The sequence below is a fragment of the Halobacillus sp. B23F22_5 genome, assembly GCF_043497085.1.
Lineage (GTDB): Bacteria > Bacillota > Bacilli > Bacillales > Halobacillaceae > Thalassobacillus.
In genome coordinates this window covers 276,696-298,060 of the sequence record NZ_JBIEKI010000004.1, presented here as the reverse complement: position 1 = coordinate 298,060, position 21,365 = coordinate 276,696, and the positions used below count along the sequence as shown (strand labels likewise).

Below are 21,365 nucleotides of genomic sequence, written 5' to 3'. Positions count from 1 at the left end.
ATGCTGTGAGTAAGCGTAGTAAATGGCTCATGTCAATCATTTTCGCAATTGTTGGCTTTATGGTCGCCATTCAATTTCAAACGGCTTCTTCAGAACCTGAACTTCGCGATACGCGCGATCAATGGGAAGTCCGACAAGAACTCCAGGAACAGCAAAAGCTGCAGCAGGAGTTACTGGAGCAGATCACCAAAGCGGATAGTATCCTGGAAGAGTATGACGAAGTTTCTGATGAAGAAAAGCTGGAAACTTTGAAAGGTTCTATAGAGCAGTTAGAGCAGCAAGCCGGGTTGACCTCACTGGAAGGAAGTGGCATCACCATTAAACTTGCTCCGATTTTTCAAGAGTGGGAGGAAGATGCCCCTGCTTATCCGACGGTGAGTCCCTCTTTGTTGACGCATCTGATCAATGAATTGAATACATTTGGTGCCGAAGGGATAGCGGTAGGGGAGGAGAGGGTGGTCAGTTTATCTCCAATCAGGAATGTAAATGGAGATACCTATGTGAATAACCGGCCGATGCAGCCTTTACCGGTGGAGATAAAAGTTCTTACCAGTAATCCACAAAAAATGCTTGATTATGTAAATGCCAGCCGCTCCAGGGATATGTTCGCGCTTGATGATATTTCCTTGGATGTGCAGGCGGAAAAAAATATGAAACTTCCTGGCTATGATGATAATCTTCAGCTGGGAATACTGGAGCTTGATTCCAGTAAAGAAACAGGTGAAAACTAATGTGGCTGCCGATTGCATTTTTATTGGTCGGGATGGTCCTGGGTCTGTTGACAGATATCCGTGTGCCGGATGCATACACTGATTACTTGACCATAGCGGTTCTTGCTGCTTTCGATACATTGCTAGGCGGTATTCGGGCCCAGTTAGAAAAGAAATTCGATGACATTGTATTTTTGACTGGTTTCTTTTCCAACGTAGCATTAGCTGCCTTATTGGCATTTTTAGGGGTACAGCTCGGTATCGATTTATATCTGGCTGCTGTATTCGCGTTTGGGGTCCGTTTATTCCAGAATATAGCGATTATCAGAAGACATTTAATCAGTAATCTGCGTACTTCGAACAAACTAAAAAAAAATACGGAAAAATAAGAGGATTATCACGGCTTTCTGTGGAAACAGAACATGAATTGATTCTATTTCCAGTTATGTGAGCGAAAAGAACCACATAATATATCAATCTATTTACGAAAGGTGAAATGGATTGTATTTTCTTCTTATATTCGATAATATTTGAACTATTCATATGCCTTTAGTGCAGGAGGTGCATCGCTTTTGAATCAAAATGAAATTCTAGTAAGTTTAGATATCGGAACCACCCGTATTAAAGTGATCATTGGGGAAATCTTAAATGATTCCCTTAATATCATCGGTGTGGGTACCGCAAAATCAAATGGTATGAAAAAAGGAGCAATCGTAGATATCGACCAAACGGTCCAGTCCATCCGTTCGGCAGTCGAGCAGGCGGAGAGAATGGTCGATATGAAAATAGATCGAGTCGTTGTCGGGGTGAACGGGAATCATATTCAGCTGCAGCCATGTCATGGTGTGGTAGCTGTGTCCAGCGACGACAGGGAGATCGGAAATGAAGACATCAAGCGCGTCATCGATGCCGCGCAAGTCATTTCCATACCTCCGGAACGTGAAATCATCGATGTCATTCCTAAACAGTTCATTGTAGATGGACAGGATGAAATTACAGATCCACGTGGGATGATCGGCGTACGCCTGGAAATGGAAGGAACAATCATAACTTGTTCAAAAACTGTGCTACATAACTTGCTGAAGTGTGTGGAAAGAGCTGAACTTCAAGTGTTGGATATATGCCTTCAGCCACTTGCTGCAGGTACAGTGGCATTATCTGATGATGAAAAGAATCTAGGTGTTGCATTGATCGATATCGGAGGTGGAAGCACTACTGTTTCCGTCTTTGAAGATGGACACCTGAAAGGGACAAGCATGACCGCTTTAGGCGGGGATAATATTACGAAAGACTTATCAATCGGTTTGAGGACTTCTACGGAAGAAGCAGAGGAAATCAAATTGGAACATGGACATGCCTTTTTCGATGATGCCCGGGAAGAAGAACAATTTGAAGTAACAATTATCGGAAGTAATCGAAAACAAACATTCAATCAATTGCAATTATCTGATATGATTGAAGCTAGACTAGAAGAGATTTATGTTTTTGCAGCACAAGAAATCCACCGGATGGGAGTAAAAGATCTTCCTGGAGGTTTCGTACTGACAGGTGGCACAATGAGTATGCCTGGTGTGATGGAGTTGGCACAGGATATCTTCCATGCGAATATCCGATTGGCGATCCCGGATTATATCGGGGTTCGTGAACCTCAATTCACAAGTGGTGTCGGTATCTTGCAATTCGCTTATCGTAATGCGAAAATACAAGGAAAAGAGATTTTTCCATCTGTACAAATGGGAGAACATCAACAACCGAGACCGAAAAAGCAGAAACGGAGTGCCGTAAAACAACAAGAACCACAAGAAAAGCCTGTTAAGGAAGAAAAAGAGAAAAAAGAATCAGGATTATCTAATCTACTGAAATACTTTTTCGACTAAACAACGTTTCCTTCATATCCGACGAATGGAAGCTAAAATAAGTCTCGTAATCTTTGAACTGGGAGGAACGAAAAATGTTAGATTTTGATACAAGCATGGACCAACTAGCAACAATAAAAGTTATTGGAGTAGGTGGCGGCGGAAGCAACGCTGTCAACCGAATGATTGAACATGGAGTGCAAGGTGTTGAATTTATCGCAGTCAACACGGACGCCCAAGCCTTGAATCTTTCTAAAGCAGAAGTGAAAATGCAAATCGGTGGTAAACTTACCCGCGGTCTTGGCGCAGGTGCCAACCCGGAAGTAGGTAAAAAGGCTGCGGAAGAAAGTAAGGAACAGCTGGAAGAAGCCTTGCAAGGGGCAGACATGGTGTTCGTTACAGCTGGTATGGGTGGAGGTACCGGTACTGGTGCAGCGCCTGTCATCGCCAACGTGGCAAAAGAACTAGGAGCATTGACTGTCGGTGTCGTTACACGCCCATTTACATTCGAAGGTAAGAAGCGGTCTGTACAGGCGACAGGCGGTACAGATGCCCTGAAAAGTGCCGTGGATACATTGATTGTTATTCCAAATGACCGACTATTGGAAATTGTTGATAAGAATACGCCGATGCTGGAAGCATTCCGTGAAGCGGATAATGTGCTTCGTCAAGGTGTCCAAGGTATCTCTGACTTGATTGCAGTCCCAGGTCTGATCAATGTTGACTTTGCAGACGTTAAGACGATCATGATGGATAAAGGGTCTGCTTTGATGGGAATTGGAATTGCAACAGGTGAAAGCCGTGCTGTGGAAGCTGCTAAAAAAGCGATATCTTCCCCATTACTGGAAACTTCCATTGATGGCGCTCACGGTGTATTGATGAACATCACCGGCGGTTCTAATTTAAGCTTGTATGAAGTACAAGAGGCGGCTGACATTGTGACTTCAGCAGCCGACCAGGAAGTAAACGTCATCTTCGGTTCCGTGATAAATGAGAACCTGAAAGATGAAATTGTCGTAACTGTAATTGCAACTGGTTTCGATGAAGCTCAATTGAGCCAGAGCCAGAACAAACAGCGTCCGGCTCTTGGCCAAATGGGCGGGGGCGGCGTTAATCAGCAGCAACAACAGCCAGACCGTCTGGAGAGAAGAAGAGAAGAGCCACGCCAGCAGGAAATGCCATCCCAACAGCGTGGTGGTAATCAAGAAGAAGACACATTGGATATCCCGACATTTTTAAGAAATCGCAACCGTAGACGATAGTAACAATAATGAAAGAGCCTCCTGCCATTCAGCAGGAGGCTCTTTGTTATGTCCTCCGTTAAACCTTTGAATTTCCAGTATCCTCTTCCGTCTCAATCATAAAAGGCTTCCTGGTACCAGGAAGCCTTTTTTACGTTTCGACATGCTTTAATGCTCGACTTGATAAGGATGCTTATCGGACAGCGACAAAATCGGCTAAAAAAAGTCTTCCTGTCATGGCAGAAAGTGACAGACTTTTAGGAACAGCATGTCTTATACTTGGTATCACTATTTATTGAGAAAAGGAGAAAGAGGTGATGATCTATCTCGACGCCGTATGGCTGCTTAATTTTTTGGTAGATGGAATGATTCTGATTATAACCCAGGCAGTCACAAAGTCTTATACAACGATGCGAAGAATTATGTTTGCTGCTCTGATCGCCTCCCTTATTGTACCTCTGACGATATTTTTTTCAGATTCCTGGCTAGTATCTCCATTAGGAAAATTTGCTTATTCGATGGTTATCATATTGGCAGCATTCCCTTATAAGTCTATATCCGTTTATTTACGTAACTTGACCAGTTTCTATTTTGTCACTTTTGCGATTGGAGGCGCCCTGTTTGCCAGTCATTTTTTCTTGAAAATGAATGTCCAGATGTCTGCACCAGGAATGGTCACCTTCTCAACAGGCTATGGCGATCCAATCAGTTGGATATTTGTACTTATTGGGTTTCCTGTTGCCTGGTGGTTTACAAAACATCGCTTACAGCGGATTGCAATATTGAAATTGAAATACGAGGAAATTTATGAAGTTATTTTAGAGTGGAAAGGGAGAAAAGCTGTTTCCACCGGTTTGGTGGATAGTGGAAATCATTTGAGTGACCCGTTGACAAACAAGCTGGTTTTTCTTGGAGATGAAGAGGTATTCCGTGCGTTTGTCACCGAGGAGGAATGGTCGGAGCTTAAAGAAGTGGAAGAAAGTTATGACATTAACCGGATCCCTGATTCGTTACAGGAATCCGTCCATTTCATTCCATACAAGGGTGCCAGTGGAGAAAGGAAATTAATGCTGGCCATACAATTAGACAAAATCGAATTAGTTAGTGATGAGAAGAAAAAAATCAGCATGCATGCTCCGCTACTGGGTCTGCAGTTCGGCAGATTGACGGATGATGACAGCTATCATGTCCTGCTTCATCCGGAAATGATGCAAAAAGGAAAAGTAGCTTAAAAGGAAGGGGTTTTGATATGAGCAAATGGAAGTTGAAGTTACGACTCTGGTATTATCGGATTTTATTGAAGCTTGGCTTGAAAACAAATGAAATTTATTACATAGGAGGAAGCGAAGCGCTTCCCCCTCCGTTATCAAGAGAAGAAGAGGCAGAGCTGTTAAAGCGGCTGCCGAAAGGGGATAAAGCCGCAAGGGCGATGTTGATTGAACGTAATTTGCGGCTGGTCGTCTATATTGCACGAAAATTCGAAAACACTGGTTTGAATATCGAAGATTTGATCAGCATTGGCACAATTGGATTGATCAAAGCCGTGAATACCTTTAATCCAGAAAAGAAAATCAAGCTTGCTACTTACGCCTCTCGCTGTATCGAAAATGAAATTCTCATGCATCTGCGGAAAAGCAATAAATTAAAGTCAGAAGTTTCTTTCGACGAACCGTTGAACGTCGATTGGGATGGAAATGAACTGCTGCTATCTGATATTCTCGGTACGGAGGAAGATATCATTACCAAAGGTATCGAAGATAAAGTCGATAAACGGTTATTGAAAAAAGCATTAGAACAGCTGAATGACAGGGAAAAGCAAATCATGGAGCTCCGGTTCGGCCTTGTGGATAAAGAAGAAAAGACCCAAAAAGATGTCGCCGACATGCTCGGTATATCCCAGTCCTATATTTCAAGGCTTGAGAAAAAAATTATTAAAAGATTGAAACGGGAATTTAACAAGATGGTATAGCACTTTCCCGGTATTTTTGAAACATACGTTCGCTGTTTTGTCTTAATTGGATATGCATATAATTCCCAGCCCGGGGAGATACTGAATCGTGAATAGCTTCCTGGGAGGGTAAAATACCGTGACTAGACATAAAGTTGAAATATGTGGTGTAGATACATCTAAGCTTCCAGTACTTAAAAATGATGAAATGCGTATTTTGTTCAAACGGATGCAAAGTGGAGACCGATCTGCCAGGGAGGAACTAGTCAATGGCAACTTACGACTGGTATTGAGTGTCATTCAGCGGTTCAATAACCGTGGCGAGTACGTGGATGATCTTTTCCAGGTGGGTTGTATTGGTCTTATGAAATCCATCGATAATTTTGATTTAAGCCATAATGTAAAGTTTTCTACTTATGCTGTTCCGATGATTATTGGTGAAATCCGCAGGTACCTTCGGGATAACAACCCGATCCGTGTATCACGTTCGTTACGCGATACCGCGTATAAAGCCTTGCAGATGCGGGAGAAGTTAATCAGTGAACGTTCAAAGGATCCGGCACCCGCTGAAATAGCCAAGGAAATGGGGGTCCCCCACGAAGATGTCGTCTTCGCTATGGATGCTATCCAGGATCCGGTTTCATTGTTCGAACCGATCTACAATGATGGAGGAGATCCAATATTCGTCATGGATCAACTAAAGGACGAAAAGCATAAAGACTCGGTATGGCTTGATGAATTATCTCTAAGAGAAGGCATGAAGCGGTTGAATGACCGGGAAAAAATGATTTTAACGAAACGTTTCTTCCAAGGAAAAACGCAAATGGAAGTGGCGGATGAAATCGGAATATCTCAAGCGCAGGTTTCCAGGCTTGAAAAAGCAGCCATAAAAGAAATGAACACAACCATGTTTGAATAAACCAAGCTATTCACAAAGTGCACCGTATCCCCGGTGCACTTTTTATTTTGGCTATTTAAAAACGTTCCTAAGGGATTTATTCAACAATATGGCCGTAAAGTCGAAGACTTGATTTCGAGATATTGTTGGAGATTAGGGGCTTCCCACATGAGTCTCACCGTTTCCCTACGCCCCTAGCCATGGGAAGTTCTCGAAATCACCTCTACGAAAACCGCCCTATGATTGAAGACTTTGGTGCCTTTACATTCTTGGTAAAAGCTCAAGGATGAAGTTCTAAGCTACATTCTTCTCTTTTTGGAGGGTCCGTTTATTACTAATCTGGATGGATGGGAAGGGAAACGGGGAGACTCCCGCGGGAGAAGGGGCTAGGCGAGATCCCGCAGGGCTTTAGCCCGAGGAAGCTTGCCAGATCCCCCGCAGGAAAGCGAGTTGTTTCCCGGAACATCCCCTTTCTCTCATGGTAACGGACCAAACTATCTCGAAACTGAGTCTTCATGTAAAGGGAGGTGAACTGTAAAATCAAATAATTAGATTTCACAGCGCTTTTTTATATTTTAGAACCATGTAATCCACCTTTCTTGCATAGAATGGAGCAAGGAAGGTGATTGGATATGATGATTTCAGAATTACAAATGAAAGATATCATCGCAATGGAAACAGGTGAACGGCTTGGCCAGATTGCTGATTTGGATATAGATGTCGATAACGGAAAAGTGGTTGCCATCGTAATCACACTAAAAGGGAAAATGATGGGATTGTTTGGAAAAGATGAAGAAGCGGTGATACCATGGGACCAGATCATCAACATCGGTACGGATGTTATTTTAGTGAAAAAACCCTTCGCGCTCCCTCCTCAATCGACAAAAAAGATAGAATAATGGGATTAGAAGAAGAAATATGACTGGTTCTGTGGTAAAATATAGGGCAACTGAGGTGGTAACATGACAGAACCATTTAAACATAAAAACGATTCTCTGTTATCTATACAGAATTGGAAGCAATATCAGGCTCTTACGGCTGGCTTTTCAACCAGGTATGGTGGGGTCAGCGGGCCTCCGTTTATGAATTTCAACCTGGGCCTTCATGTAAATGATCGGGAAGAGGATGTCATCTCAAATCGGGAACGTCTTGCTGCTTCTGTAGGTATCCCCCTAAATAAATGGGTGATTGGAGAACAGGTTCATGGTACAGAGGTAGCTGTAGTTCATGAGGAAGATGCAGGTAAAGGAGCTTTACGACAAGACACTTCCGTCAAGGGGTGCGACGGGCTGATCACAAATACACCAGACTTATTATTAGCTGCTTTTTTTGCTGATTGTGTGCCGTTATATTTTCATGCGCCTAATGCAGGATGGATTGGTATCGCGCATGCCGGCTGGAAAGGTACAGTTAACGGTATGGCTGCCTCGATGGTGAAAGCACTTCAAGCTCAGGGTATACCAGCGCAAGAAATAAGAGCTGTTATCGGCCCTTCTATCAGCATGAAACATTACGAAGTGGATCAACGCGTTTTCGCCCACATAGAAAATAAATATGTAAATAAAGTCACCGAACCCCTTCATGATGGAAAATTTCTGTTGGATTTGAGAGAATTGAATCGACTGATTTTATTGGATTCAGGTGTAGATGAAAAATACATCCGTGTTACCGAGCATTGTACATACGAACAGGAAGACGTATTTTTTTCCCATCGCCGTGACCACGGGAAAACAGGCCGGATGCTTGGATTCATAGGCTTTTCAGATGGAAAAGGAGACGTGTAGCATGAGTGTGGAAGCAAATTGGCAGGAAATTAAAACAACAATAGAGCAAGCCTGCAGTAATTGTGGACGAGATGGAGAAGAAGTTACAGTAGTTGCAGTTACAAAATATGTAACAGTTGAGCGGGCGAGAGAAGCCTTAGCTGCAGGCATCAATCATCTCGGTGAAAACAGAATGAAAGGCTTTTTGGAAAAGCACGAGGCCATCGGAAATGATGCCACCTGGCATTTTATCGGTTCTTTACAGTCTCGGAAGGTTAAGGAAATCATTAATGATGTCGACTATATCCATTCACTGGATCGGAAGTCTTTGGCAAAGGAAATTGACAAGCGTGCCGATAGCCCTGTCTCGTGCTTTCTGCAAGTGAATGTCAGCGGGGAAGAATCAAAGCATGGGATGGCACTGGATGAAGTGGAAGCGTTCATCGAGTGGCTGGAAGCATACCCTAATGTCAGGGTTATCGGATTGATGACTATGGCCCCTCATGTAGAGGATGAAGAGACGCTTAGAGGCACTTTCCGTAAATTGCGTGCCATGCGCGACCGGATCAGGGACAAGCAGTATCCTCACGCCCCATGTCAGGAATTATCCATGGGAATGAGCAATGATTACAAGCTGGCAATTGAAGAAGGAGCTACTTTCATCCGGCTTGGGTCCAGTCTGGTAGGCTGATAACTATTAAAGAGGTGATCATGAAATGAGTATGAAAAATAAATTCAAATCATTTTTCACACTAGATGATGAATATGAATACATGGAGGAAGAAATGGAAGATACCAATAACAACCAGCCGGCTAATCAGCAGCAAAGTTTTCCTGAGCAAAAGACAAAAAACGTTGTCAGTTTAAAAAGCGCTCAATCCTCTTCACGGATGATGTTGTGTGAGCCTCGCAACTATAATGAGGCGCAGGATATCGCGGATCATCTCGTAAACCGTCGCGCGGTTGTGATCAATTTGCAGCGAGTGGATCACCAGCAGGCGAAACGGATTGTGGATTTTTTAAGCGGTACCGTTTATGCTATTGGAGGGGATATCCAGAAGCTTGGTATGCAGACTTTCCTATGCACACCAGACAATGTAGAGATATCCGGTTCGATTTCAGAAATTCTTGAGCAGGAAGATGATCTAGACAAAAGGTGGTAAAGAAATGCAGCAACTATTTGTTTTATTGACTAATGCAATCCAAATCTACAGCTGGGCATTAATTATTTATATCTTCATGTCCTGGTTCCCTGGGGCTAGAGAATCGTCGATCGGGCAGTTTCTGGCTAAAATTTGCGAACCATTTTTAGAGCCGTTCCGACGTATCATTCCCCCGCTTGGAATGATTGATATTTCCCCAATTGTAGCTATTTTAGTGTTGAACTTTGCAAACATGGGGCTTCGTGAACTATACATCATGCTTATGTAACAGATATCATAATAATTTAAGAAGTAAAGCTGCCACTGGCGGCTTTATTTTTGCTTTTTATTGGCTCTGTTAAACAGCGGTATTGATTTTTCCTAAAAGACTTATTCAACAATAGGGCCGGATTATGGAAGACTCAGTTTCAAGGTAATTTTGGTCCGTTACCGAGACAGGGTAAAGAGTGGCGGGGAAACGGTTCGCTTTCCTGTGGGGGAGCTGGCAAGCCTCCTCAGACTTCGTCTTCCGGGGTCTTGCCTAGATCCTTCTCCCACGGGAGTCTCACCGTTTCCCCGCCACCCTACCCGTATTTTGGTGAACGAATCCTATGTTATAAGAAGATATCTTCCACATTTACTGCTTGAAAAGCCCAATGATACAGGAAATAAGCCCTCATTGTAGCTCTTACTATGTCTGAATGATTCTGTATACCGATGTTTCCGTTTCTCTCATAAGTGCAAGGAGGGCCGGGAAATTGCGAGACTCCTGTGGGATGAACATGATCGGTGAGATCCCGCAAGGCGAAGCCTGAGGAAGCTCACCACATGCCACGGAAAGCGAGTGATTTCCCGGACCTCTAAACGCTCACAACCGTAACGGAAACAGTTTCTCTCGAAACTGAGTCTTAAGCAAATGGGAGCTTAACTTGATAATCAACAATAAGATTTAACAGAGCCTTTTTTTAACGAATGATGATTTTTGTGGGAGGAAGAGATGGATATTTATCAGCATTTTCGAAAAGAAGAACAGCCATTTATCGATCAAGTACTCTCCTGGCAAGAGGAAGTTGGCCGCAGTTTCCAAAGTAAGCTGACTGATTTTCTCGATCCTCGGGAACAATTCATTTTTGAAAGCCTGCTTGGCAATCATCCCGACTTTACCTGGAAACTGTTCGGCGGCAGGGATGATTCTGAACGGAAGCGAGGTCTTTTGGCACCTTATTATGAACAAATCCAACCAGACCAATTCGACCTGACTCTTTTAGAGGCTACTTATCCAGAGAAGTTTGTCACCTTGACTCATCCAGATGTACTCGGTGCATTCATGAGTTTGGGCATCAAACGTAAGAAACTCGGTGATCTGATTGTCAGGGATGGTGTTGTTCAAATCATCGTTGCCAGTGAAATTGCTGATTATGTACGTATGAATCTTGATGGGATAAAAAAAGCCACTGTGCATTTTCAGGAGATACCTTTTGACCGACTGATTGAAGATAATGAACAATGGGAAGAGTTGGATACGACCGTTTCATCATTGCGGCTGGATACCCTCATCAAAGAAATTTACCGCATGTCCCGCCAGAAAGCTTCTTTATTTATTGAAAAAGGACAGGTAAAGGTAAACTTCCGAATCGTCGAAGACACCTCGTTCAAGCTGGAAGCAGGCGACATGATTTCCATCAGGGGGAAAGGACGCAGCAAACTCACAGAGGTTCTTGGCACCACTAAAAAGGACAAGTACAAAGTGATCATCTCCCGATTAAAATAAACCGCTGTGCAAGCAGGAATCGACCAACTTTTGTCGAAATGGAATATAATTCGAAATAATGTCCGATACTTTTGAGGAGGTGGCTGGTGTGCCATTAACACCACTGGATATTCATAATAAAGAATTCACACGCGGTTTTCGAGGTTATGATGAGGACGAGGTCAATGAATTTCTTGAGCAGGTCATCAAAGATTATGAACAGGTGAACCGTGATAAAAAAGCGCTGGAGGAGAAAGTGGAACAGTTGAATGAGCGTCTGGGCCATTTCAATAACATCGAAACAACACTCAATAAATCCATTCTGGTTGCTCAGGAAACGGCAGAAGAAGTAAAAAGCAATGCCAGCAAAGAATCTAAGCTGATTATAAAAGAAGCAGAAAAGAACGCCGATCGCATCATCAATGAAGCATTGCAGAAATCACACCGGATTGCTATCGAAGTGGAAGAACTGAAAAAACAGGCAAAGGTGTTCAGAACGCGTCTGCGTATGCTGGTGGAAGCACAACTGGATATGATTGAAACAGACGACTGGGATCATTTATTTGACACAGAATTAGATGATAAGTCAGAAGTGAAAAAAGAGATGGTGGAAAATAAATCTTGACGAAAAAAGCAATATTACATATAATTCATTAACATGATATAATTCCAGAAGAAAAGAATAGATAGAGTTGAACGATGACAGGGAGAGTACACAAGCCCGCATGCAGCATGAGCGATCCAGGGATGGTGAAAGCCTGGGGCAGCGCCTTGATGGAAAATCACCCTCGAGTTTTCCATTCGAAAAGCGATGAGTAGAAATGGACGCCTTATCCACGATACGGATCAACAGAGCGGAATCGGCATGTTGATGGCCGGTTCTACAAGGGTGGTACCGCGAGATCCTCTCGTCCCTTCCAGGGATGAGAGGGTCTTTTTTATACTTTAAGAAAGTTTAACTGTGTTAAAAGATTAAAGTATAAGAAAAACTAAGGCTTTCGCCATAAGGACTTGGCGACAAGCCAAGTTTTTCTAATATTATTTAGCAATACTTAGAAACTGAAGGAGGAAGCAGCAGTGAATTATAAAGATACATTACGGATGCCTAAGACCGAGTTTCCAATGCGAGGAAACCTTCCGAACCGTGAGCCGAAGATGCAGGAACGGTGGGAGGAATTGAACATTTATGAAAAAGTACAGGAACGGACAGAAGGGCGTCCATTGTTCGTCCTTCACGACGGCCCTCCGTACGCTAATGGTGACTTGCACATGGGGCATGCCCTCAATAAATCCTTGAAAGATTTCATCGTCAGGTATAAATCCATGTCCGGCTACCATGCACCATATGTCCCTGGCTGGGATACACACGGACTGCCGATTGAAACAGCACTGACAAAGAAAAAGAAAGTCGATCGTAAAAAGATGTCCATTGCTGAATTCCGTCAAAAGTGTGCGGATTATGCGATGGGGCAGTTGGATAACCAGCGAAAAGAATTCAAACGCATGGGTATCCGCGGGGATTGGAATAACCCATATGTGACATTGAATAAAGACTATGAAGCTGAACAGATCAAAGTATTTGGTGAAATGGCTAAAAAAGGCTATATCTACAAAGGGTTGAAGCCTGTCTACTGGTCTCCATCATCCGAATCAGCGCTTGCAGAGGCTGAAATCGAATATCAGGATAAGCGGTCACCATCCATCTATGTATCTTTCCAAGTGAAAGATGGAAAAGATCTGTTTGACGGAGATGAAAAGTTCATCATCTGGACGACAACTCCTTGGACGATTCCTTCTAATCTGGCAATCGCTTTGAATCCGGCTTATAACTATGTGGTAGTAAAAGCTGGAGACAATAAATTTGTCATTGCTGAAGATCTGCTTGAAGATGTTGCAGAAAAGCTGGAATGGGAATCTTACGAAATCGTAAAGACTTTTAAAGGAAAAGAAGCAGAACATGTTACGACCCAGCATCCATTCTATGCTCGTGAATCCCTAGTCATTATTGGTGATCATGTTACTGCAGATGGTGGTACCGGCTGTGTCCATACCGCTCCCGGTCACGGGGAAGATGACTTCTGGGTAGGGAAGCAATACGGCCTTGATGTACTTTGCCCGGTTGATGACAAAGGGGTATTTACCGAAGAAGCTCCTGGTTTTGAAGGGATGTTCTACGATAAAGCAAACAAACCGATTACAGAAAAATTGACCGAAGCAGGAGCATTGGAAAAATTAGAATTCATCACGCACTCCTACCCGCATGACTGGAGGACGAAGAAACCGACGATTTTCCGTGCTACAGACCAATGGTTCGCTTCCATCAAAGATTTCCGTGATACATTATTAGAGGAAATCAACAACGTCAAATGGGTTCCGCGATGGGGTGAAACTCGTCTTTACAACATGGTTCGCGACCGTGAAGATTGGTGTATTTCCCGCCAGCGGACCTGGGGCGTACCGATTCCAGTCTTCTATGGCGAAGATGGCACACCAATCATTACGGATGAAACGATCGACCATGTCGCAGGTTTGTTCCGGGAACACGGCTCCAATGTGTGGTTCGAACGCGAGGCGAAAGATTTGCTTCCGGAAGGCTTCACTTCCGAACACAGCCCGAACGGCGAATTCACCAAAGAAGAGGACATCATGGATGTCTGGTTTGATTCCGGTTCGTCACACCAGGCAGTATTGCACCAGCGTCCAGAGCTGCAACGTCCGGCAGACCTGTATTTAGAGGGTTCTGACCAATACCGCGGCTGGTTCAACTCTTCCTTATCTACTTCTGTAGCCGTGACAGGAAAAGCACCATTCAAAGGGATTTTAAGCCACGGGTTTGCTTTGGATGGCCATGGCCGTAAGATGAGTAAATCAATCGGTAACGTCATCCTGCCTGACAAGGTGACGAAACAGCTGGGAGCGGAAATCATCCGTCTATGGGTGGCAAGCTCTGATTACCAGGCAGACGTAAGAGTTTCCGATGATATCCTGAAACAAGTATCTGAGGTTTATCGTAAAATTCGTAACACGTTCCGCTTCCTGCTCGGAAATCTTCATGATTTCGATCCAGCTGCTGACCGTGTACCGGAGGAACAGTTGGAAGAAGTAGATCGTTATATGAAAATGCGATTGAACAGCCTGGTTAAAAACGTCCGTGAAGCTTATGACAACTATGAGTTCAATGTCATCTACCATCAGGTTCATAACTTCTGTACGATTGATTTGAGCTCGTTCTACCTGGATTTCGCCAAAGATATCCTGTATATCGAAGCACCTGATCATCCACGGAGAAGAAGCATCCAGACTGTTTACTATGAAACGCTGACTGCATTAGTTAAGCTGTTAGCACCAATTATTCCTCATACTACAGATGAAGTGTGGGAGTACCTGCCAGGCGTAAGCGAGGAAAGTGTCCAACTGACTGATATGCCGGATGAGGTAGCCGTCATCGACAGCCAGGAGCTTAAGGACAAATGGGATCATTTCATGAAAGTGAGAGATGATGTTCTTAAAGCCTTAGAAGATGCACGGAACGAAAAAGTCATTGGTAAGTCATTGGAAGCAAGAGTGACGATTGTACCGAAGGATGAGCAGACACAAAGTGTGTTGAAAAACATCGAGCATCTGCACCAGCTCCTGATTGTCTCAGAAGCAGAGGTAGCATTATCACATCCTGATGCCAAAGCATATGAGCATGTCGACGTTTATGTCGAGAAGCATGAAGGGGAAAAATGTGAACGCTGCTGGGTTGCTTCCGATGATGTCGGAGAAGATGATGAGCATCCGGAATTGTGTGTACGCTGTGCCACTGTCGTAAAAGAGCACTACCAAGATTAATTGATTCTACTAAGTCGTGTGCAAGACACCAGCTGCACACGGCTTTTTACTTGGTTAAATGGATGATAATAATGTTATGTAAACAAACGCCAGTAATTATCTTTTTCAGTGATAGATATGGTACAATGAAAAAATCGAATAATTATTTTGGAGGAAGACTATGGTTTGGTATTACATATTAGCAAGCTTTATCGTCGTCATTGATCAATGGACAAAATGGCTGGTCGTGAAAAATATGTATCTCGGGGAAAGTATCCCGGTCATTGCAAACTTTTTTTATCTGACTTCTCACCGGAACCGTGGGGCAGCCTGGGGAATATTACAAGGGCAGATGATCTTTTTTTACATTATCACCCTGATCGTCATTGGCGTAATCATTTACTACTTGCATCAATATGGAAAGCAATATAAATTAGGGGGCATCGCCCTTGCATTGTTATTGGCAGGAGCCATCGGGAATTTCATCGACCGGCTGCTAAGGAAGGAAGTCGTGGACTTTTTTGATTTTATTATTTTTACATACGATTATCCGATCTTCAATATCGCCGATTCCTCTCTGGTAATTGGTGTCATTTTAGTGATGATCGCATCCTTTTTGGATGAACGTAAGAAGAAGGAGAGTACCCAATCGTGAGTAATCATTATCAGGTAAGTGAAGAGGATACAGGCAAGCGAATTGATAAATTGGTAACAGAAATAGATCCTACCGCTTCAAGGACACAGGTGCAGAGCTGGATTAAGGACGGCCACCTTCTTGTGGGCGGAGAACAAGTGAAAAGCAATTATAAAGTCCAGGAAAATGATGAGATTACCTGGGAGGTACCAGAGCCGGAACCGTTAAAAATTGAAGCGGAAGATATCCCCCTTGATGTCGTGTATGAGGACAAGGATATTATTGTTGTCAACAAGCCTCGAGGAATGGTTGTACACCCTTCGTCCGGCCATCCCAATGGGACATTGGTCAATGCCCTTCTCCATCATTGTGATGACTTGTCCGGGATCAATGGTGTGACCAGACCAGGGATCGTCCATCGGATAGACAAAGATACCAGCGGTCTGTTGATGGCAGCTAAAAATGATCATGCTCATCAGTCACTGGCGGAACAATTAGCTAACAAAACGACCGACAGAAAATATGAAGCGATTGTCCATGGTGAAATCGCTCATGAATATGGCACGATTGAAGCACCTATCGGACGAGATCATAAAGACCGGCAATCGATGGCTGTGGTAGAAGAAGGCAAGCCGGCTGTCACGCATTTTAAGGTGCTCGAGCTATTCAAGGACTTCACCCATGTGGAATGTGTACTCGAGACAGGACGTACCCATCAAATCCGTGTCCATATGAAATATATCAACCATCCGCTTGCCGGGGATCCTAAGTATGGGCCGCGTAAATCGCTGCCTATTGACGGTCAGGCACTTCATGCCCGAACGCTTGGCTTCAATCATCCTGTAACGAATGAGCGTATGGATTTTCATGTCGAACCTCCAGAGGATTTCAAGAAAATGCTCGAACTTGTGAAAAAACGCAGTTGACAAATAGCACATCATTTGTGATAATCAATTAAAGAATTGAATAAGACCTTTAAAGACAGTCCCGTGAGGCTGAAAAGGAAACGGATGATATTTACGTATGTGTATTATACCCTTTTTCTGCCCTCACGCAGGAAAAGGGTTTTTTAGTTTCCAGAGAACCGGAGGTGGAGGAATGAAACCGAAAACGACCGTATTAGACGAAGCAGCTATCCGACGCGCACTCACTCGCATCTCACACGAAATTATAGAGAAAAACAAGGGAGTCGAAGACGTCATCCTTGTTGGAATAAAAACAAGAGGTGTTCCTTTGGCGGCCAGACTGCAAAAAAGGATCAATGATATCGAGGGAGTCATCCTGCCAAGCGGGGAACTGGATATCACGCTTTACCGCGATGATTTGACTACAAAAACAGATCAGAAAGAACCTGAACTGAAAGAAACGAATATTGAGGCCAACATAGACGGAAAAAAAGTAGTACTCGTTGATGATGTCCTTTATACAGGCCGGACGGTGCGTGCCGCAATGGACGCATTGATCGACCACGGAAGACCTTCACAAATACAATTGGCCGTCCTCGTAGACCGTGGACATCGTGAACTGCCAATCCGGGCTGACTATGTCGGAAAAAATGTTCCGACATCACTCGATGAAATCGTGACGGTGACTGTCTCAGAGACAGATAAACAAGATGAAGTAGTCATCTTCGAAAAAAACGAATAACAAAGCACCTTTAAGTAAGTCCAGTGAGGCTTAAAAGGTCGCAAACCAGTACGTATCAAGCTACACAAAGATACGTCCACCTCTTTGCGGTTTTTTAAGCAAAGAGGTTTTTTTATTGTAAAAAGCGCAAGCAACCTGCATGAAATAAAAGGAGGAAATGATAATGAAATCAAATAACGCCGCACTAGATGTCAGAGAGGTTCCTGCCCTTCATAAATGGCTCACCTTAAGCTTACAGCACTTATTCGCCATGTTCGGAGCAACCATTCTTGTCCCATTCTTAACAGGATTGTCACCATCAGTTGCCTTAGTTTCAAGCGGTACTGGAACACTGGCTTATCTGCTGATCACAAGAGGAAGAATCCCAGCCTATCTCGGTTCCAGTTTTGCTTTCATCGCCCCTGTAATAGCTGCAAGCTCTGTCAGTGGAGTACCCGGGGCCATGGTCGGAAGTTTCCTTGCCGGTCTTGTATACGGATTGGTAGCGCTCCTGATCACGCTGTTCGGGACCAATTGGCTGATCAACTTATTGCCTCCTGTAGTAGTGGGACCAGTCATTATCGTTATCGGGCTTGGACTTGCCACCACTGCCATCGACATGTCAATGTACGTACCAGGCATCGATGAGCAGGTGTATAGCTCTAAACACTTCAGTGTAGCGTTAGTGACTCTGGCAATCACCATCATCGCTTCCATCTTTTTCAAAGGTTTCTTCAGCCTGCTGCCGATCCTTGTCGGAATCGTCGGCGGTTATGTATTCGGACTGTTCCGTGGTATTGTCGACACTTCAGAGATCAAAGCCGAGTGGGAAGCGATCACTTCAGCGGATTCACTTGGTGGAGTTCTGGGAGCAATTTTCCAAAAACCGGATTTCATTGTCCCGTTCGTAGATTACGCACCGTTGGATGTTATCAGTGTAGAGATCATCTTTATCATGGTGCCCATCGCGCTGGTAACAATTGCTGAACATATTGGAGATCAGATGGTACTTTCAAAAGTCGTCGGACGTAACTTCTTAAAAGAACCTGGCTTGAACAGGTCGATCCTTGGAGATGGAACAGCGACCGTCATTGCTTCCTTCCTTGGAGGCCCGCCGAACACTACGTATGGTGAAAATATCGGTGTACTTGCCATCACGCGAGTCTTCAGTGTCTTTGTCATCGGTGGAGCGGCAGTCCTGGCTGTCCTGTTCGGATTCATCGGCATGAGTACCGCTGTAATCGGTTCGATTCCATCCGCGGTCATGGGCGGGGTTTCTATCCTGCTGTTCGGTATCATCGCATCCAGCGGACTTCGCATGCTGATTGACAATCAGGTTGATTTAGGAGAAAAGCGTAACCTGATCATCTCATCTGTCATACTTGTAATCGGAATCGGTGGAGCTTTCATCCAGGTTACCGATAATGTCCAAATCGCCGGTATGGCTCTTTCCGCCCTGATCGGTGTCGTATTGAACGTCATTCTTCCAGGAAAAGAAAAGGCTCATGGAAATGGCAAAATGTTTAAGGACACAACGTCCAATAATAAGAAATCAAATGATGATAATGCAGCATAAGCGAACCATCACACTTTTTAATAAAATCCCGTGAGATTTTAAAGGGTGTAGGGTTTAATTGATTCGTCATGCCTCGAAATGATGATGATTGAGCACCCCCGCACCCCGGGGGTGCTTTTTTATACTTTAGGAAAGTTTAACTTTGTTAAAGGGTTAAAGTATAAGAAAATACTAAGGCTTTCGCCATAAGTACTTGGCGACAAGCCAAGTTTTTCTAATACCCTGCGCTAAAAAAAGCCATCTTAAGGAGGTAATGACATGAAACATTTATTATCGATGGAAGACTTGACGGCCGAAGATATTTATCGTTTGATCCACCAGGCAGAAGCGATTGAACGAGGAGATATTCCGGTATTTTCCAAACAGTTATTTGCAGCAAATATTTTTTTAGAACCAAGCACCAGGACGAAAAATAGCTTTATCGTAGCAGAAAGACGGTTGGGACTTGAGGTTCTCGATGTTTCCGGGGAGAATTCGAGTTTGACAAAAGGGGAGTCTTTATATGATACTGTTAAAACATTATACAGTATTTCTGCAAATTTATGCATTGTACGTCACTCCCGAAATGGTATATTAAGAGAGATAGCAGATCAAGTGGATGTACCGATCATCAATGCTGGAGATGGGACCGGTCAGCACCCTACCCAATGTCTGCTGGACCTCTATACGATTTATCAGGAATTCAACACATTTCAAGGGTTGAAAGTTGCCATTATCGGTGACATCAAACATAGCAGGGTAGCCCGCTCCAATAGTGACGCCTTAAGGAAATTGGGAGCAGAAGTATATTATGTTTCCAGGCCGGAGTGGCAGGACGAGGATATATCGGAAAACTATGTATCTATCGATGAGGCGGTCGAACATGCAGATGTCGTCATGCTGCTTCGGATACAACGGGAAAGACACGAAACGGCAGCTAATGAAAATAACTATCTTCACACCTATGGGTTAACGAAAGACAGAGAAGCAAAAATGAATAAAAATTCAATCATTATGCATCCCGGCCCCTTTAATCGAGGGGTGGAAATCGATAGTGATGTGGTTGATTCGCCAAAATCACGGATTTTTAAACAAATGACAAACGGTGTAACAATGCGTATGGCGATCATCAGTGAATTGCTGAAGGAGGAATTTTAATGAAACTATTAATTAAAAATGTAAAACTCAGAAAAGGTGAGGAATGGTTGACCCAGGATATCCTGGTGGAGGGCAACAACATTAAAAAAATTGATTCATCCATTGATATAGAGGCTGACCAAGTCATTGATGGCCAGGGGAAAATAGCAGCTCCCGGGCTGGTTGATGTACATATTCATCTCCGTGAACCAGGCGGAGAAGCGAAAGAGACGATAGCTACCGGCACGCATGCCGCAGCTAAAGGCGGATTTACAACGGTATGCGCAATGCCGAATACCAGGCCGGTGCCAGATACGAAAGCAACCATGGATAGTTTAAAGGGAAAAATCGAGCAGGATGCTAAGGTTCGTGTCCTTCCGTATGCAGCAATAACAACCCGGCAGCTTGGAAAGGAAATAGTCGACATGCAGTCCTTGTATGAAGCAGGAGCATTCGCTTTTACTGATGATGGTGTCGGGGTGCAGGAAGCAGGAAAAATGTTAGAGGCCATGACCAGAGCTGCAGAGCAAGGGTATAGCATTGTTGCCCATTGTGAAGATAACAGCCTTATTCAGGGAGGAGTCATCCATAAAGGTACGACAAGTGAGAAATTGGATGTGCCTGGTATTCCATCGATATGCGAATCCGTCCACATCGCCAGGGACGTTCTTATCGCTGAAGCAACCGGCTGTCATTACCACGTCTGTCATGTAAGTACGAAAGAATCAGTCCGGGTCATCCGTGATGCGAAGCGAGCAGGAATACGTGTGACAGCAGAAGTGACGCCACATCACCTGTTATTGAATGAAAATGATATCAAAAATGATGACGCCATGTTCAAAATGAATCCTCCGCTACGAAGTGAAGAGGATCAGCAGGCATTGCTGGAAGGACTTTTGGATGGAACGATCGATTGTATTGCCACGGATCATGCGCCCCATACCGAGGAAGAAAAATCGCAAGGGCTGATAGGGTCGCCGTTCGGAATCGTAGGACTGGAAACCGCATTTCCGCTGTTGTACACCCACCTGGTTCAGAAAGGAAAAATCAGTCTGGAAGAGTTGCTTGATCGTCTGACCAGGAAACCTGCCGATATTTTCGGGCTCCCATATGGAAGGCTGGAAGAAGGAGCTGTGGCTGATATTACACTGATTGACCTTGAAAAACGAGCCACCATCGATCGGCATGACTTTGTATCAAAAGGGAAAAACACCCCATTTCATGAATGGGAAGCAACAGGATGGCCGGCATTGACGATAGCAGAAGGAAAAATTGTTTGGGAGGATGAGTGA

At 44.0% G+C, this 21,365-nt stretch carries 21 protein-coding genes and 1 other annotated feature; all 21 genes read left to right on the top strand.

Going from position 1 to position 21,365, the window contains the following annotated elements:
• Positions 1-5: 5 nt before the first annotated feature.
• The 21 genes from ACGTN9_RS08500 to pyrC all read left to right on the top strand — a co-directional run bounded on the left by ACGTN9_RS08500 (position 6) and on the right by pyrC (position 21,365).
• A complete protein-coding gene (locus tag ACGTN9_RS08500; RefSeq protein ID WP_499591904.1) occupies positions 6-731 on the top strand; it encodes a DUF881 domain-containing protein in 726 nt (241 codons plus the stop codon).
• A complete protein-coding gene (locus tag ACGTN9_RS08495; RefSeq protein WP_499591903.1) occupies positions 731-1,099 on the top strand; it encodes a small basic family protein in 369 nt (122 codons plus the stop codon). Before ACGTN9_RS08500 ends, ACGTN9_RS08495 begins: the two co-directional genes overlap by 1 nt.
• 183 nt (positions 1,100-1,282) lie before the next feature.
• On the top strand, positions 1,283-2,587 hold the full coding sequence (gene ftsA / locus ACGTN9_RS08490; protein ID WP_499591902.1) for a cell division protein FtsA: 1,305 nt from the start codon (positions 1,283-1,285) through the stop codon (positions 2,585-2,587).
• Between the two features lie 74 nt (positions 2,588-2,661).
• Positions 2,662-3,828 carry a cell division protein FtsZ gene (gene ftsZ, locus ACGTN9_RS08485; protein WP_499591901.1) on the top strand — a complete coding sequence of 389 codons (1,167 nt, stop codon included), beginning with the start codon at positions 2,662-2,664 and terminating at the stop codon, positions 3,826-3,828.
• A gap of 296 nt (positions 3,829-4,124) precedes the next feature.
• Positions 4,125-5,039: a sigma-E processing peptidase SpoIIGA gene (gene spoIIGA / locus ACGTN9_RS08480; RefSeq protein ID WP_499591900.1), complete on the top strand. Its 915-nt coding sequence runs from the start codon at positions 4,125-4,127 to the stop codon at positions 5,037-5,039.
• A gap of 17 nt (positions 5,040-5,056) precedes the next feature.
• Positions 5,057-5,776 carry an RNA polymerase sporulation sigma factor SigE gene (sigE, locus tag ACGTN9_RS08475; protein WP_499591899.1) on the top strand — a complete coding sequence of 240 codons (720 nt, stop codon included), beginning with the start codon at positions 5,057-5,059 and terminating at the stop codon, positions 5,774-5,776.
• 118 nt (positions 5,777-5,894) lie between these two features.
• The gene (gene sigG / locus ACGTN9_RS08470) at positions 5,895-6,674 is read left to right on the top strand and encodes an RNA polymerase sporulation sigma factor SigG (RefSeq protein ID WP_499591898.1); all 780 of its coding nucleotides are present in this window, start codon (positions 5,895-5,897) and stop codon (positions 6,672-6,674) included.
• Between the two features lie 611 nt (positions 6,675-7,285).
• The gene (locus tag ACGTN9_RS08465; protein WP_499591897.1) at positions 7,286-7,552 is read left to right on the top strand and encodes a YlmC/YmxH family sporulation protein; all 267 of its coding nucleotides are present in this window, start codon (positions 7,286-7,288) and stop codon (positions 7,550-7,552) included.
• 63 nt (positions 7,553-7,615) lie between these two features.
• Positions 7,616-8,437, top strand: coding sequence for a peptidoglycan editing factor PgeF (gene pgeF, locus ACGTN9_RS08460; protein WP_499591896.1), 822 nt, complete (start codon positions 7,616-7,618; stop codon positions 8,435-8,437).
• A 1-nt stretch (position 8,438) separates the two neighbouring features.
• Entirely contained in the window at positions 8,439-9,107 is a 669-nt protein-coding gene (locus tag ACGTN9_RS08455) for a YggS family pyridoxal phosphate-dependent enzyme (protein ID WP_499591895.1), read from the top strand.
• A 25-nt stretch (positions 9,108-9,132) separates the two neighbouring features.
• Positions 9,133-9,579: a cell division protein SepF gene (locus ACGTN9_RS08450; RefSeq protein ID WP_093046634.1), complete on the top strand. Its 447-nt coding sequence runs from the start codon at positions 9,133-9,135 to the stop codon at positions 9,577-9,579.
• Between the two features lie 4 nt (positions 9,580-9,583).
• Positions 9,584-9,847, top strand: coding sequence for a YggT family protein (locus ACGTN9_RS08445; RefSeq protein WP_499591894.1), 264 nt, complete (start codon positions 9,584-9,586; stop codon positions 9,845-9,847).
• Positions 9,848-10,555: 708 nt separating this feature from the next.
• Positions 10,556-11,329 (top strand): YlmH family RNA-binding protein, encoded by a 774-nt coding sequence (locus ACGTN9_RS08440; RefSeq protein WP_499591893.1) that lies wholly within the window; start codon positions 10,556-10,558, stop codon positions 11,327-11,329.
• An 88-nt stretch (positions 11,330-11,417) separates the two neighbouring features.
• A complete protein-coding gene (locus tag ACGTN9_RS08435; RefSeq protein WP_499591892.1) occupies positions 11,418-11,933 on the top strand; it encodes a DivIVA domain-containing protein in 516 nt (171 codons plus the stop codon).
• Positions 11,934-11,998: 65 nt separating this feature from the next.
• Positions 11,999-12,227, top strand: a binding site (T-box leader).
• A gap of 158 nt (positions 12,228-12,385) precedes the next feature.
• The gene (gene ileS / locus ACGTN9_RS08430; RefSeq protein ID WP_499591891.1) at positions 12,386-15,142 is read left to right on the top strand and encodes an isoleucine--tRNA ligase; all 2,757 of its coding nucleotides are present in this window, start codon (positions 12,386-12,388) and stop codon (positions 15,140-15,142) included.
• Positions 15,143-15,302: 160 nt separating this feature from the next.
• Complete coding sequence (gene lspA, locus ACGTN9_RS08425; RefSeq protein ID WP_499591890.1) at positions 15,303-15,776, top strand: signal peptidase II; 474 nt, start codon at positions 15,303-15,305, stop codon at positions 15,774-15,776.
• Positions 15,773-16,681 (top strand): RluA family pseudouridine synthase, encoded by a 909-nt coding sequence (locus ACGTN9_RS08420; protein WP_499591889.1) that lies wholly within the window; start codon positions 15,773-15,775, stop codon positions 16,679-16,681. The genes lspA and ACGTN9_RS08420 overlap by 4 nt, the downstream gene beginning before the upstream one ends.
• Positions 16,682-16,853: 172 nt before the next feature.
• Positions 16,854-17,402 (top strand): bifunctional pyr operon transcriptional regulator/uracil phosphoribosyltransferase PyrR, encoded by a 549-nt coding sequence (pyrR, locus tag ACGTN9_RS08415; protein ID WP_499591888.1) that lies wholly within the window; start codon positions 16,854-16,856, stop codon positions 17,400-17,402.
• Positions 17,403-17,565: 163 nt separating this feature from the next.
• On the top strand, positions 17,566-18,957 hold the full coding sequence (locus tag ACGTN9_RS08410) for a solute carrier family 23 protein (RefSeq protein WP_499591887.1): 1,392 nt from the start codon (positions 17,566-17,568) through the stop codon (positions 18,955-18,957).
• A gap of 258 nt (positions 18,958-19,215) precedes the next feature.
• A complete protein-coding gene (locus ACGTN9_RS08405; protein ID WP_499591886.1) occupies positions 19,216-20,094 on the top strand; it encodes an aspartate carbamoyltransferase catalytic subunit in 879 nt (292 codons plus the stop codon).
• Positions 20,094-21,365 carry a dihydroorotase gene (gene pyrC, locus ACGTN9_RS08400; RefSeq protein WP_499591885.1) on the top strand — a complete coding sequence of 424 codons (1,272 nt, stop codon included), beginning with the start codon at positions 20,094-20,096 and terminating at the stop codon, positions 21,363-21,365. The genes ACGTN9_RS08405 and pyrC overlap by 1 nt, the downstream gene beginning before the upstream one ends.

What these genes read in the sequence shown, in the direction of transcription:
- ACGTN9_RS08495 (WP_499591903.1), top strand. Translation starts at nt 731, where the DNA reads ATGTGGCTGCCGATTGCATTTTTATTGGTCGGGATGGTCCTGGGTCTG.
- pyrR (WP_499591888.1), top strand. Translation starts at nt 16,854, where the DNA reads ATGAAACCGAAAACGACCGTATTAGACGAAGCAGCTATCCGACGCGCA.
- ACGTN9_RS08440 (WP_499591893.1), top strand. Translation starts at nt 10,556, where the DNA reads ATGGATATTTATCAGCATTTTCGAAAAGAAGAACAGCCATTTATCGAT.
- ACGTN9_RS08465 (WP_499591897.1), top strand. Translation starts at nt 7,286, where the DNA reads ATGATGATTTCAGAATTACAAATGAAAGATATCATCGCAATGGAAACA.
- ACGTN9_RS08445 (WP_499591894.1), top strand. Translation starts at nt 9,584, where the DNA reads ATGCAGCAACTATTTGTTTTATTGACTAATGCAATCCAAATCTACAGC.
- pyrC (WP_499591885.1), top strand. Translation starts at nt 20,094, where the DNA reads ATGAAACTATTAATTAAAAATGTAAAACTCAGAAAAGGTGAGGAATGG.
- ACGTN9_RS08450 (WP_093046634.1), top strand. Translation starts at nt 9,133, where the DNA reads ATGAGTATGAAAAATAAATTCAAATCATTTTTCACACTAGATGATGAA.
- sigE (WP_499591899.1), top strand. Translation starts at nt 5,057, where the DNA reads ATGAGCAAATGGAAGTTGAAGTTACGACTCTGGTATTATCGGATTTTA.
- ftsZ (WP_499591901.1), top strand. Translation starts at nt 2,662, where the DNA reads ATGTTAGATTTTGATACAAGCATGGACCAACTAGCAACAATAAAAGTT.
- ACGTN9_RS08405 (WP_499591886.1), top strand. Translation starts at nt 19,216, where the DNA reads ATGAAACATTTATTATCGATGGAAGACTTGACGGCCGAAGATATTTAT.
- lspA (WP_499591890.1), top strand. Translation starts at nt 15,303, where the DNA reads ATGGTTTGGTATTACATATTAGCAAGCTTTATCGTCGTCATTGATCAA.
- spoIIGA (WP_499591900.1), top strand. Translation starts at nt 4,125, where the DNA reads ATGATCTATCTCGACGCCGTATGGCTGCTTAATTTTTTGGTAGATGGA.
- pgeF (WP_499591896.1), top strand. Translation starts at nt 7,616, where the DNA reads ATGACAGAACCATTTAAACATAAAAACGATTCTCTGTTATCTATACAG.
- ACGTN9_RS08410 (WP_499591887.1), top strand. Translation starts at nt 17,566, where the DNA reads ATGAAATCAAATAACGCCGCACTAGATGTCAGAGAGGTTCCTGCCCTT.
- ACGTN9_RS08455 (WP_499591895.1), top strand. Translation starts at nt 8,439, where the DNA reads ATGAGTGTGGAAGCAAATTGGCAGGAAATTAAAACAACAATAGAGCAA.